7 protein-coding genes are annotated in these 14149 nt (G+C 56.7%); 3 read left to right on the forward strand and 4 right to left on the reverse strand.

The annotated features are described in order from the left end of the window. Window positions 1-627: 627 nt before the first annotated feature. The 3 genes from FYC48_RS14480 (at window position 628) to FYC48_RS14490 (ending at window position 10616) form a co-directional block, all read left to right on the forward strand. Window positions 628-9042 (forward strand): choice-of-anchor I family protein, encoded by an 8415-nt coding sequence (locus FYC48_RS14480; protein ID WP_149497440.1) that lies wholly within the window; start codon window positions 628-630, stop codon window positions 9040-9042. Between the two features lie 42 nt (window positions 9043-9084). Further along, window positions 9085-9714 carry a PEP-CTERM sorting domain-containing protein gene (locus tag FYC48_RS14485; protein WP_149497441.1) on the forward strand — a complete coding sequence of 210 codons (630 nt, stop codon included), beginning with the start codon at window positions 9085-9087 and terminating at the stop codon, window positions 9712-9714. A 248-nt stretch (window positions 9715-9962) separates the two neighbouring features. Next, a complete protein-coding gene (locus tag FYC48_RS14490; protein WP_160149527.1) occupies window positions 9963-10616 on the forward strand; it encodes an acetyl-CoA carboxylase biotin carboxyl carrier protein subunit in 654 nt (217 codons plus the stop codon). A 20-nt stretch (window positions 10617-10636) separates the two neighbouring features. Here the strand turns inward: FYC48_RS14490 and FYC48_RS14495 are convergent, their stop codons facing one another. The 4 genes from FYC48_RS14495 to FYC48_RS14510 form a co-directional block, all read right to left on the reverse strand. After that, complete coding sequence (locus FYC48_RS14495; RefSeq protein ID WP_149497443.1) at window positions 10637-11113, reverse strand: hypothetical protein; 477 nt, start codon at window positions 11111-11113, stop codon at window positions 10637-10639. Next, window positions 11110-12111, reverse strand: a complete 1002-nt coding sequence (locus FYC48_RS14500; protein WP_149497444.1) for a DUF1559 domain-containing protein — start codon at window positions 12109-12111, stop codon at window positions 11110-11112. The genes FYC48_RS14495 and FYC48_RS14500 overlap by 4 nt, the downstream gene beginning before the upstream one ends. Further along, the gene (locus FYC48_RS14505) at window positions 12111-12914 is read right to left on the reverse strand and encodes a PEP-CTERM sorting domain-containing protein (RefSeq protein ID WP_160149528.1); all 804 of its coding nucleotides are present in this window, start codon (window positions 12912-12914) and stop codon (window positions 12111-12113) included. The genes FYC48_RS14500 and FYC48_RS14505 overlap by 1 nt, the downstream gene beginning before the upstream one ends. Window positions 12915-13167: 253 nt before the next feature. Beyond that, window positions 13168-14046, reverse strand: a complete 879-nt coding sequence (locus FYC48_RS14510) for a DJ-1/PfpI family protein (RefSeq protein WP_200836611.1) — start codon at window positions 14044-14046, stop codon at window positions 13168-13170. Between the last annotated feature and the right edge of the window lie 103 nt (window positions 14047-14149).

The raw sequence follows: 14149 nt of genomic DNA on the forward strand, positions 1-14149 counted from the left end.
GGCCGACACGTTATCGTTGGTCCTCAAAAATGAAACTAAGGTCGGCTCGAATTAACTTGATATTCACCATCGATCCTTCGGTCTAGCTTTACGCTTCGTTAACAAAGGGATCTGCCCCATAACAACCAATCTCACAAGAACCAAAAATGAACCTAATGTTAGGTTTTCGTGAGGGAGGGGGATCGGATCCGACCCGCAGCCTCAACGGTTCGACGCTTCGAATCGGACGACCATGGACTTTGCATGCGTCACTTCTAGCAGGACTGCCATCCGAGTTCCAACTTGCGCAACCGGCTTCGCCGATCCGCAACACACGGCAATTTGCAGTGTATTTCCCACAGGTCCGGGTGTCACCGGGACCGCACTACCGATCACCGGATGGGTGTAATCGACGAACCAATCAGATGTGGCACCTTGTCATCATGACGTTCATATTTGAATGTTTGACAAAGAAAAGGACACCCATCGATGTGCCTTTCATGAAGATGCCAGGACTGCTGTTGAGGGTAATTTTGTCGTCGCTAGACTTCCGCGCGATTGGTACAGGCCACGCCATGCATAAAGTCCGGCAGTGTCTGTTCAAACATGTGAGTTCGAACACAAACAGAACAAAACGGAACGACACCGGTGAAGAAAAACAATCGACGACGAAGCAATCTTTTTAAGAATTTGCAGCGTGCAGGGAAAAGAAATCCTATAAGGAAAAGTAAGAAACTAAACATCCAGTCGCTCGAAGCTCGTCAGTTGTTGGCGGCGAATGTTCTTGACGACGCACTGAATTTGTCCGCGGATAGCTCGATCAACGTCCTGACCAACGACACGTCAGGCAGCGAAGTTCAATCGGTCTCTGCCTTCCAAGCCGACTTTGACCGCAACACCTACGACCCTGGTGTAAACGCGACGGACTGGTTCCTTCCCGAACGCCCCGGCCAACCCGGAGTCCCCCAACGATCGTTGATCCCGAATGCCGTTTTCGGTGGGACGGGGAACCGCGGTGACCTTGATTTGTTCATCGATGCCGATGACCAAGCAAACGGTAACGACCTCGATACGCGACTGGACGCATCGCTCGGTATCATGCTCCCGATGCTTCGGGATAACAGCCCGGTCGATTCGTCAGCGACCAACATCGGCTTGATGCAGTATGCCAGCGAAGGCGGCGGCGATACCTGGATTGCGATGGCAGCGGCACCCGAAAACAATGGCGAATTGTCGGCCTCGGTTTCCGGAGCATTCTTCCCCTACGATGCCGGTTGGGTCGGCGGCACCTACGACAGTGGCGGTGGCTTGGTCGGTCAATCGGCTGGCGCTTCACCTGCCCCGACGGTCGTCAGCGTCTCTGGCAACGGCCGATTTGAAGCGACCGTGCCAGGCGTGACTGATAGCTATAACGATGGCTTCCTGTTTTCGGTCGGTGCCGACAACGAAGACAACTACACCCGCACCCGTCCGATCGACGGTGGCAAGTGGTCGGTCGCACACCGCGATAATGCCGCAGAAATTGGCGGCGGCGAAGAAGATGACATCAACCTGCTGTACATCCCCCGCAGCACGCAAGGTTTGATCGGCGGTGTCGTCAACGGTGGTGCGTCGGGTGTGAGCCCGATGCGCCAATCGTTCGGAGATTTTTCCGTTGAACGTGAATCAGATGGGTTTTGGCGAGTCAGCGTTCCTGGTCATGACATCACCTCCGGTGTGATCATTGCCGAGACTTACGATCTATCCAACGATACGCCTCCGAATGCTTACTTCAGCTATGACGACGCGGGCGATGGATCGGGCGACATGCTGATTCGTCAGTTCGCTTGGAACAGCAACACCGAGACTCCACTGAACTCGGACTTTGTGTTCTTTTTCGTCCCATTCGAAAACACGCTTAGCCCGACCAACCCGCTGACCGTTTCTTCGGTCGGTTCCGACGCGGCTAACCTAGGCGATAACGTCTCGGCGAAAGGCTTGGCCCTGAGCATCAACGCGGACGGCACGGTTGACTATCAAACCAACGACGCGATCCGATCGCTTGGTGCGGGACAAACCGACGTTGATAGCTTCGTTTACGAAGCGACCGACGGCACTGACACGGGCACCGCGACGGTGACGATCAACTGGGTCGGCGTCAACGATGCCCCCGAAGCTATCAGCACCCCGGCTGACTTGGTGATCAACGAAGACGCCCCGGCAACGGCGATCGACCTAACGACCATCTTTGCCGACGTCGACACGGATGACGTGCTGACTTATACGGTCAATTCTGGTGAAAGCGGATTGCTGAGCGCTCAAATCGTCGGCGATGAAGTCTTGATCAGTTCGTCGAGCGACCAGTTCGGTTACAGCCCAATCTCGATCACGGCGACCGACCCCTCTGGCGAATCCGTCACGGTCTCGTTTGGCGTCTCGGTGATTCCACAAGACGACGACGTAGTCGCGGTCGACGATAGTGGTGCCGTCACCGACAAGTTGACGACGACCACGATCGACGCACTTGCCAACGACTACCATCCCGACACAACGATCTACTCGGTTTCAGCCGCAGAGATCTTCGGAAACGTTGACGCGACCGGAAATGCCAACACCGTTTGGAACGTCGTCAACACAACGGCATCGCCAAACGACCTGACCGTTCAAAGCGATCCGAACCTTGGCGACGTTGAAATCGGTCGTGGGGGCGAGGATTTGTTCCCAAGTGACGGCGTCCTGCTAGGAACCATCGCTGACAACACCGCTCCTTACTCGACCGTCGAAGTCTACGGTGCGTTCAGCTCGTACGGATTCGCCACGGGTGTTGGCATCGGTGGCGGCGAACGAACCGCCCCGGTCAATGCCGCGTTCTTCCCATTCGCCGAAGGTTGGACGTCGGGGCACATTGCCGCCGACGGCACACTGCTCGGTGGTGTGGGGGTATCGCAAGCAGATGTTCAACTGGTTCAACCGGGATTGTTCGAAGTCACGATTCCCGAAGCGAACAGCCCATTCGACGGCATGCTCTTCGCCATCGGTGCGAGCAACGATGACAACATCGTCAGCGTGCTACCCGGCTTCGACAATCGCTGGTTGATTCGCCAACTCGACAGCGATCAAGGCACTGACGGATTCAAGAGTGCCCCGATCAGCTTCGTCTACGTTCCCGGAGCGACCAGCGGCTTGATCGGTGGCGTCGCGCAATCGCAGGAAGGTTCGTACTTTCCGCTGCAAAGCTACGGCGATTTCTCGATCGGTACCGACACCGACGGCGCGCCGCTGATTCAGATCAATGGCTACACCCCCAACGACGGTGTCTTGCTGGCTCTTCCTGCCGGTGCGGACTTTGCCGACGTCAACGGAACGCTGACCAACGTTCCGACCAACCAAGCAATCTTTGCAACCCCGTCGGGCAACGGATTCCGTATCGACCTGCGTCAATCGGAAACGTACACGTTGCCGCCGAACCCCGGTGACTTCCAGTTCATGTTCTTGCCCTACGATTCGCCGCTGGAGCGATTCGACGGTTTGGACTTCTCGGTCAATAGCTTCGACGGCACGAGTGCCCGCGGCGCAACGATCAGCCTGAACGGCGACTCGTTCAGCTACGACCCAACCACGGCGGACGCTTCGATCAGCGGCCTGGGCAACGGCGAGTCAATCGAAGACACATTCACCTACACGATCCAAGACGGACGCGGTTCGACTTCGGTTGCCACCGTGACGATCACCGTTCAAGGTGAAAACCAAGCGCCGTCGGCCAACGACGATGTGATCAACCTGAACGAGCAAAACATCGAAGATGCTCGTTTAACGGTCTTAGGCAACGATGTCGATCCCGATATCGAAGTCTTACTGGGAACCCCGTCGGGTATTCCCGCGGCAAACCTTGCTGTTGACGGATCGAGCGTCTGGTCGGTTGCCCAAACCGGAACCGGGGACAACATGATCACGATCGCGGGCGGAGCCACCGGCAGCGTCGAAGTGCTGCAAAACGGCACCGCTATCGATCCTTCCAACGGCGTCGTCTTGGCAACGATCCGTGAAAACTTCGAAAGCCCGAACACGAACTACCGGTTCGTTCAAGCTTACGACAACGGATCCGGAGGAACCTCGCTAGCACTGCAGCAATTCGGTGCCGACGCGGCGGCTGATGCCAACGTTTCGGTCGCGTACTTCTCGTTTGCCGACAACTGGGTTGGCGGTCACGTCGACGCCAGCGGTTCGCTGACTGGTGGCAACGGAGTCACCGCAACCGACATCATGAAGACGGAGTTGGGACGCTATGAGGTCTCGATCCCAGGTGTCACCGACGCGGCTGTCGATGGATTCTTGTTCGCAATTGGAAACGAGAATGCTGACAACGTCGTCTCGGTCCAAGCGATCCCCGGAACTAGTCGCTTTGCGATCGGCGTTCGTGACAACACACAAGACTTCGGTGACGGCGAAGACGGCGGATTCTCGTTCGTCTTCGTTCCGCGTAACGCACAAAACTTGGTCGCCGGAACGATTGATCCCTTCGTCGAAGGTCCCGACACGCTAAGCCGTGTGATCGGCGACTTCTCGGTCGAACGCCAAGAAATCGAATCAGGGGGATGGGAATGGAAGGTCTCGATCCCAGGCCAATCGCCTGACACCGGCATGCTGGTTTTGACCAACCAAGATGATGTCGAGATCGAAGACAACTTCCTCAGCTATGGCGACGACGGTGAAGGTAACTTCATCATCCGCTCGCACGACATGCCGAGCATCGGTCGCCAGAACCAGCCTTTCAGCTTTGCATTCGTGCCTTTTGACGCGTTGCAACAACCGGCCGCTCGACCGGTTCCCGGCTTGCTGAGTGTCGATTCGGTGGTTTCACCGACCGCTCTCGGATCGACCGTTTCGGTGAATCCTGATGGAACGATCACATACACTCCATCGGCCGCCGTTGCCGAACTTTACACCGGCGAAATGGCAACCGACACGTTCACCTACACGATGAGCGACGGCTTTGGCGGAACGTCCACCGCGACGGTCACGGTCAATATCTCTGGATTCGGTGACGCCCCAGAGCTGAACACCTCGGCGGGTGAGACTTACTACGGTATCGGTGACCTGCCGGTCGGCGTCGACGGCGGAGTCAACTTGGCTCCCGTCGGAACGCTGTTCACCGATGGTGCGGTCGCAACGTTCGAACTGACCAGCGGTCAGCTTCCGTCGGACAACCTTTCGATTCGCAACTTGGGAACCGATGTCGGCCAAGTTGGCGTCAGCGGAAGCGACGTCACCTTCGGTGGCACGGTCGTCGGAACGTTCGTCGCCGGCACGGGAAGCAGCCCGCTATCGATCACGTTCAACGCCAATGCGGACGAAGCCGCCGTTGAAGCAGTGATGCAAGCGGTCACGTTCGAAGCCACCGAACCGACACTGCTGGGCGGCCTGCGAATGGTCGACATCAGCTTTATCGATGGTAATGGTGTCGCCAGCGAAACCCAAACGAAAGAAATCGAGTTGGGCTTGGTCTATCGCCGAACGCTTCAGCAAAACGTTGACTACGGCTACGGTGTTTACAACGGTTTGTCGGACGCTCAAATTCGCGAAGCAACGCCGAACATCGTCTCGGCTCCCGAAGGCGATTTGCTGGTCGATTTCGACAGCAGCGGAGTCGCATCACAAGTCTTGCTGCAATTCGCAGACATGTTCGGCACCGGCCCCGATCAGATTCCGGTCGATGCCATCATCACGTCGGCCAACCTGGTGGTGACGACCGACAACCAAGGTCAAGGCGGTGAGTTCTATCGTATGAACATCCCGTGGGACGCATCGACGGCGACTTGGGATTTCTTCGGCGGAGGCGTCCAAGTCGACAGTGCGGAAGTCACCGGGCCGGTTCAATCACAGATCGGAACGGCTGCCGGCGGCGGAACCACCGGAACCGGCGAACACTCGATCAGCGTCCTTCCCGATATCCAGGACTGGGCGAACGGATTGACGAACAATGGTTGGGTGATCGAAGGTTGGAGTGGCCGAACCGATGGTTGGGCGTTCCGCAGCTCGGAAAACGGTGACCCGCTGACCGGGCCGCGTTTGGAAATCGAATGGGTTCCCGCCGGAACTCAAATTGCGACCTTCCGCGATGGCGTCGACAGCTACACCGGGACTCAAGACACTCTCATCTCCGCAGGTTCTCCCGATACGGACCAATCGGCACTCGAAGGCATCTTCATCGATGCCAACGATGGACAAGGCCGCGGCCTGATCCGCTTCGACGACATCATCGGTGAAGCGGCCGGGCAAATCCCAGCCGGTGCCCGAGTGATCACCGCACGACTGCGGACCGCTTCGATCGAAAACAACGCCCAAGGTGACGGAGCTCGCTTCTTCCCGATGTTGTCTTCTTGGGAAGCGACTGACACCTACAACAGTTTGGTTGATGGTGTGAGTATCGACGGAGTGGAAGCGGCGACGGAGTACACCGCCGCCGCCGGTAACCCTAACCGCGACCCGAACGTTCAAGCTGGATTCCATGACTGGGATGTCACCGCCGACGTTCAAGCCTGGGTCAGTGGACAACGCGATAACTTTGGCTGGTTGTTCGAGCCGTGGGAAAGCGGTACCGACGGATGGGGATTCCAAACGTCCGATTCGGCCGAGCTTCTTTACCGCCCGCAACTGGAAGTCGTTTACGCGATCGTTGATGAAGCGGAAATCGAAGTCACCGGATCGAACGATCAGGACATCCAAAACGGCGACACCTTTGTCTCGCCTCTCGACGGAACTGACTTCGGCAGCGCCGACGTGGCAACCGAAACGGTGACGAAGACCTTCACGGTCGAAAACACCGGTGCGGCGTCACTGAGCATCACCGGTGCCTCGATCACCGGCGACGAAGCAGCCGCGTTCAGCTTCGGCGTGACCCCAACGTTCACGATCATCCCCGGCGGCAGTGCTTCCTTTGACGTCACCTTCGACGCAACCAAACAAGGCTTGCACGACGCCACGATCGAACTGATCAATGACGACCTTGACGAAGGCGTCTTCAGCTTTGCGATCCGTGGAAACGGCACCGATTTCCAAGCGTTGTCGGCCACACCAGACGGATCGACTTCGTTCGCCCCGATCGGTGGCATCGAAAGCGGACTCAGCGGAGCGGAGATCTCGGCCTTTGACCCGGCGAGCAAACAACTGTTCGTGACCTCGGGATCGGGATTGCAAGTCGTCGACTTGTCCAACCCCGCCAGCCCGGTGCTACTAAGCACCATCGCACCGACGTTTGACGGAGCTTCCGACGACGCGGTGACGAGCGTCGCGGTCAGCGTCGGCGGCATCGTCGCCGCGGCCGTCCCAGGTTCGGACGAGCAAGCCGCCGGAAGCGTGTTCTTCTACAACGCCGCCGACGGAGCATTCCTGGGCAGCGTCCAAGTTGGTGCACTGCCCGACATGGTGGCCTTCACCCCAGACGGTAGCCGATTGCTGGTCGCCAACGAAGGCGAACCCGGCGGTGATCCCGAAGTCGACCCGACCGGTTCGGTCAGCATCATCGATCTTTCGACCGGTGTTGCGACCGCCACGGTTCAGACCGCCGACTTCACCGCCTTTGACGGCAGCGAAGATGTTCTGCGAGCGGCAGGCGTCAAACTGACCGCCGGCAAAAGCGTTTCCGAAGACGTCGAGCCCGAGTATGTGACCATCACTCCCGATGGTAGCACCGCCGTGGTCACGCTTCAGGAAAACAACGCCGTCGCGATCATCGACATCGCCTCGGGAACGGTCGCCGACATCCTGCCACTTGGCTACAAGGATCATTCGGCAGCCAACGCCCAAATCGATCCGACCAACAACTCGCCAGACGCGTTGACCTTGGGCAGCTTCCCGGTTCGCGGATTGTTCCAACCCGATGCGATCGCGAATTATGTGTCGGGCGGTTCGGTGTACTTCATCACCGCCAACGAAGGTGACGCCCGCGACGCCGAGGAAACCGACATCCAAAGCGTCACGTTGGACCCGACCCTGTTCCCCAACGCGGCCGCACTCCAAGATGCTGCCTCGGCCGGCGAACTTGAGATCACCAACTTGATCGGCGATGCCGACGGCGACGGCGACTTCGACGCACTTTACTCCTACGGTGCCCGGTCGTTCTCGATCTGGAACGAAGCCGGCGAGTTGGTGTTCGACAGCGGCGACTTGCTCGCACGTGCCGCCGACGCGTTGGGACTTTATGACGACGGACGCAGCGACAACAAAGGCACCGAGCCTGAAGGCGTTGTGATCGGTCAAATCGATTCGAGTGTCTACGCCTTCGTCGGACTCGAACGAGCCAACGCGACGGCTGTGTTCGATGTCACCGATCCAAGCAATGTTGTTCTGACGCAAGTCCTCAACGACACCGCCGATGTCAGCCCCGAAGGACTGACGTTCATCTCGGCCGCAGACAGCCCCAACGGTTCGCCGCTGTTGGTTGTCAGCAACGAAGTCAGCAATACGCTCCGGGTCTACTCGATCGGAGATTCGATGGTCCCCGAAGTCGAAGGCGTTGTGATTAACGACGGCGGCGCTTCGAGATCACAAATCACTTCCGTCACCGTTACCTTCAACACCGAAGTTGACCTGACGGAAATCCAAAATGCGTTCACCCTGACGAACATGGACACGTCCGCCGAAGTCACCGGGCTGTTGGTCGACGCGACCCACAGCGGGGGCAAGACCGTCGTGGTTTTGACCTTTGACGCCGCAGACGCTTCTGTCGTCAGTCGCTTAGGAACGGGGGTTCTGGGTAACTCGCTGATCGACGCGAATTACCGGCTTGATATCGCCGCCGCCAACGTCGTTGCCGGAAGCAGCGCGATGGCAACGGACTACCTCTTCGGTGGTCAAACGGCGTCGGATGCATCGAACGATGACTTTTTCCGACTCTACGGCGATGCGAGTGGTGACGGGGTGGTGAACTTCGCCGACCTGGACAACCACTTCGCACCTGGCTTCTTTGCCACGCAAGGTAGCGCTTCTTATGACGCCACGCTCGACGGAGACGGAGATGGCGTGATCAACTTTGAAGATTTGGACAATCACTTCGCACCCAATTTCTTCAAGTCCCGTTCGTAACCTTTATTTCTGAAACAACTACTTTTACTTCGATTGGTAAACATGATGAGAAAACTCATTTCCTTGATGCTGCTTGTCGCGGCAATGCCTTCCGTTCAAGCCGAAATCTCTTACGACGTTTTCTTCCGAGCTAACGGTGTCGATGCCATCGGCAATACCGTTTTGGAAGTGGCTCCCGACACAACGGTTCGTGGTGTCGAAATCATCTTGCGTGAAGAAGCGACGGGCGGTGACACCAACGGCTTGACCGACGGCGGTGGACTTCGTGGCTACGCGATCCAGTTGAATTCGTCCGTCGCCGATCGATTCGAAAACGGAACTCGAAATCCGAATTTTCAACTTTCGGGAACTGGTAACGATGGCGACACTTTCACTGCTTTCAATTTTGCCGGTGGAACGGAAGGCGTCACTATTTCCCCGACAACCGCGGAATTGTCCCTCGGAACGGTCGACCTGATCGGCCCCACAGTCGGCGGACAAGTCACGTTCTCACTGGCCGATTTCGATGCCAACAACCCCAACTTTCAGTTGGCCAGCGGATCAATCGATAGCCTGATCAACTTTGGCAACACGCTGACATTGTCTTCGGTCACCGCCATCCCCGAGCCCTCGAGCTTCGCCCTGATCGGAACGCTCGGTAGCGTCATCCTGATGCGTCGCCGTCGTCGTTAAGACGCACGTATCGAACCGAGTCCATCGTTATCCGCCAAGGCACACGTCTGCAAAGACGAATGTCTTGGCGGTTTTTCATGCGCCAACACCATCGCGGTGTAATGGATTGCCAGTCGCATGCCGGATACGCCCCTAGATACACGCGCCGGATCCACTCACCGGAGCTCAAATTTCGACATAAGCGAGGCGGTTTGATATCTTGGGTCATCCGTGTATCGATTTTCCGTCTCTGTAGACCAAGGTTCCCGGTGACGTCGTCGTCCAATCCCTACGCTCCTACAAAATCCGCTGAAGAAGAGGATCGTGATCGATGCCCGATTTGTGGACAGCATGTCAACTTTGTTCGCTATTACTTCCCCTTCGGATTTTGCCCGCATTGCGGTAATTACTTGGCGGTACGGAATTGGAACTCCGCCTCGTGGCCGTGGGCATTGGCGGTCGCGGCACTGGTGATCGTCCCGGTGCTGACGGATTATTCGATCGCTGGCTTCGACATCCATTTCATGGAGAACGGACTGATTTGGATCTTTCCAATGACCATTGTCCTCGAGTCCATCTATAGCCGCGTGACGGGTCGATTGGTTCCAGCGGTGATGTGGGGAAGCCTTGCATTCCCCGATGATGACCGATTGCCGCGGAAGTCATCCCGTGACGCCGATTATTTGTACGTCGATAAGTTTGAGAAAACCTTCGACACGAACAACGTTCCGTCGACAGCGGTCGTCCATCGGATTCTGGTCCGTGTAGGCGAATCGATTGAACGAGGACAATCAGTCATCGAAGTGATCGACGAAGGCATCTGTAGTCAAGTTCCCGCGCCGATCGCGGGCATCGTACGTGACATTAACGTGACGATCGGAGAACGCGTGGACTGGAATCAACCGCTGCTCATGATCGACTGATCAATACAAAGAAACGTTATTTATCGCGAGCTTGACAAACGAATCACTCCGCAATCGTTCGGCTCTGACTTGACGGTGATCGACGCGATCGGTCGTCGCTCATCCAGGAAACGTCCTTGAAATCGGTCGATGGGCAAACCGCCGCCTGGGGGCGGTACGAGCTGAAACACCAGTAACTTGTACACTCCTTCGGGAGCACCGTCTCCGATCGCGTCGTAACTCGCCTGAAAACTTCCGTCGGACTGCACCGTTGCCGCCGGCACGCGCGCCGATCGTCGCTGATCGGCGCGCGAAGAATACTTCGAAGGCTCGACGGGAACGAACTTGATCGTCGCCCCGACCGCCGGTTCTCCATCGATCAGCAAGGTCCCGGTCACCGGATACAGCATCGGCCCCAAAGTCGTCTCCGGCTTGGAACATCCAATGAGAAAACCGACGCCGGCAAGGAATCCCGCGATGCTGACATTAAGAAATCTCTGACGATTTGCGACACTCAATACTCTTCTCCGGTATGGTCCCCCCGCGACCGCGAAACCAGGGCATAAAGGATTTCGACATCGATCTCTCTTGGTAAAAACCGAATGCTGCCGTCCAAGAAAACACTGTTCGCGCCGCCAACATGAAACGAATAAATCCCCTGACGATTGTTACAGTTTACATTGCAGGGTCCCAAACCCGTCGGTGACCAACTCAGCCCATCAGGCTGATACGAAAGGATCCACGTACAGCCGCGTCCGGCCCAGGGTGCCCAGGCTCGTGCCGCCGAAGGACTTGGCTCATACAGACGCCCGTTGACCCAAGTATCGGTTTTTGCAGCTTGTTCGATAAACGTTAGCGTATGACTTGAACCATCGGTGGTCATCGTTCGCTTGGGACGTTTGAACGAAAGCCCTGCTCCGAGAAATCCGCTCGAGTTTTCACCGACCGGGGAAAGCGCTCCCATCGCCCAGGGATCACGAGTGAATGGCGTCGACGGAATTGCGTAAGGAAATCCCCAGCTATAGACCGCCGTGAAGTCCGTTACCGCGGCACTGCGGTCAAGATGAACATCTTGAGTCGCCCCCACGACTCGTTGGATTCCCTGTTGCGTCGCCCCACCCACCGCAGACGGGCACCGATAGAGTGGAACGGCTTTCGTCACAGCAACTTGATTGTCTTGGTGAAACCATTCAAGTGATCGATCGTAGCGTTCCCAAAGCCCGCGTTGTTCGATGTAGGGCAGAAGCTCCGTGAATGGACTACCAGAAACTCCGTTCTGAAAATTACCAGTTGGCAAAATCCCATAAGGATCTCCGTAGGTCGCCGCGGGTAAGTACGTCTCGGTATTTTCGTACAGAAGCGTCGCCAAACCTATCTGCCGCAAGCGATCCTGGCATTGCATGCGGCGGGTCGATTCACGGACCGACTGCACCGCCGGCAACAATAGCGCGACTAGGATCCCAACAATCCCAATCACGACCAATAATTCAATCAAGGTGAAAGCGATACGTCGCATCAATTGGACCGGGTGTTCGACCGGGATCCCGAAACAATGCGTCGTCGGCGGCGGATCAAGACACCACCGACCGAAATCAACGCGATCGAAACGAAGCTAGAAGGTTCTGGAACCGCCGTGATCGTACTGATCGAAAACCGACCGGCATTGGTATCGAGTCCATAAAAGCCAGCGGGTATTGCCGCCGTTTGCATTTCGGCTTCAAACGAAAATCCACTATCGGAAATCACAAGTGTTGCGTCATCGATATCTAGCTGCCAAATCACCGCGTTGGCATCCATGTTCTGTGTCAACGTTAATCCCTCGCCGAATGTCGCGGTGGGATCGTACTGCAAGGCAAGCTCACCGATGACTCCGACGCCAAGTCCCGAATTGAAACGCAAGACACCGTCAATCCCGATCTGCTCGCCGTCGGTTAGGTTTGGACCGAAGGCACCGAATCCCGGCGTCGCCGCGTCCCAACTGGCAAGGAACGAAGCAACATCAGTCGCCGAGGAGTCAAAGTCCAACGTCGTTGCTTGCCGCGCCCTACCGGTTGGTTGAACCGGGGCGGCATCGTTGATCGACAAGTCAACCCCGGTCGGAGCCCGCTCAAACCCAACCGCCGGCGATCCGGCTACGTCTAGGAGCTCGGTCCGGGTCAAACCGGCGGCGTCCGTCCCGGTAAAAAAACGATCGGCGAACGCAGCATTGGTCGGTGTATCGTACAACGCAATGTTGGCGGTCCCGCCGGTGACAAGTTCGGCGCGGACGGCGTTGACAACCACGAAAGTGAGTGCCAAGCAAGCAAATGTTCGTAGCATCATTAGTCCTCTAAAGTTTCAAGTTGCAATGTCGAAGAAGCAGCGACCATCCTTGGAAATGATTGAAATCGCGAATCCCCCTCCCACGTCAAGGTCGGGTCCAGATGAACAATTTGCCTCGGTCTCCTCCAGGAAAGGCAGTCGTTTTCAACCACGTTCTCAGGCGATCACTTCTATCTTTGAAAGGGGTATATCCGGCGAACCGCGGCTGGTGAAATGCGTCGATTCCGTGCGATAATTTTGGATCAAAACACTAAGGTTCTAATGCCTTAAGGTCACGAACCATTTGTCGAAATGGTTCGTGCATATGCATCAGCAAACCACTGATTTGCGGGTCAGCCTTTGATTGGCTACCTTTATCGATCGGTGGCGAAGGGTCGTACTCCGCGAACAACTGAACCGCCTCGGCGTATTGCTGATTGCGAAGGTCTTGCACCATCTTCAAACCGAAGTCCAATCCACTGGTGACGCCTGCTCCGGTAATTCGATTGCGATCGACCACGACGCGTTCGTCGACAGGAGTCGCCCCAAATTCGCCTAGCAAGTCACGGGTGATCCAATGAGACGTGGCCTTGTAACCTTTCAGTAGTCCGGACGCACCCAACAGCACCGATCCCGTACAAACGCTGGTGACGAAGTCCGCTTGCTCACCGACTTCACGAACGAAACGGCGAGTTTCGTCATCTTTGGCGGCATCAAGCGTCCCGCCGGTTCCGCCGGGGACGAAGAAAATGGTGGGGCGTTTAGGGCATTGATCGAACGTCACAGTCGGACGAATTTCAACATTCGTATCGGTCAACACCGGCGTTTCTGTCTTGGCGACCAGATGAACGTTCGCGCCCATCATCAACACAAACATGTGATGTGGGCCGAATAGGTCAAGCGCCGTAAATCCGGGATAAAGCAACATCACAATCTGCTCATCACCAACCCAGCCTGGCGGCCACTGCATTGACTCATCATGAATACCAAGCAATGGTTCCTTCGTCGTCGATGGGGTCTCGTCATCTCCGATGGCGAGTCGGCATCCGCCGACCACGTTTGCCGCAAACATAGAAACCAATGCCGAACGCAAGAAGGTTCGACGTTGCCGCAATCCGGAATCGGGTTTATTCATTAAGTCGTCGGGCATTAGGAATTCTCTGTGATTATCTATTCGGGTTTGTGAGATCTGTTTTGGGTGTAACCGTGATTCCAATAATTCGACTTGCCAAGTCCATCGGTTAGTGACCCTT

Origin of the sequence: Roseiconus lacunae (genome assembly GCF_008312935.1) — a bacterium.
Classification (GTDB): Bacteria; Planctomycetota; Planctomycetia; order Pirellulales; family Pirellulaceae; genus Stieleria; species Stieleria lacunae.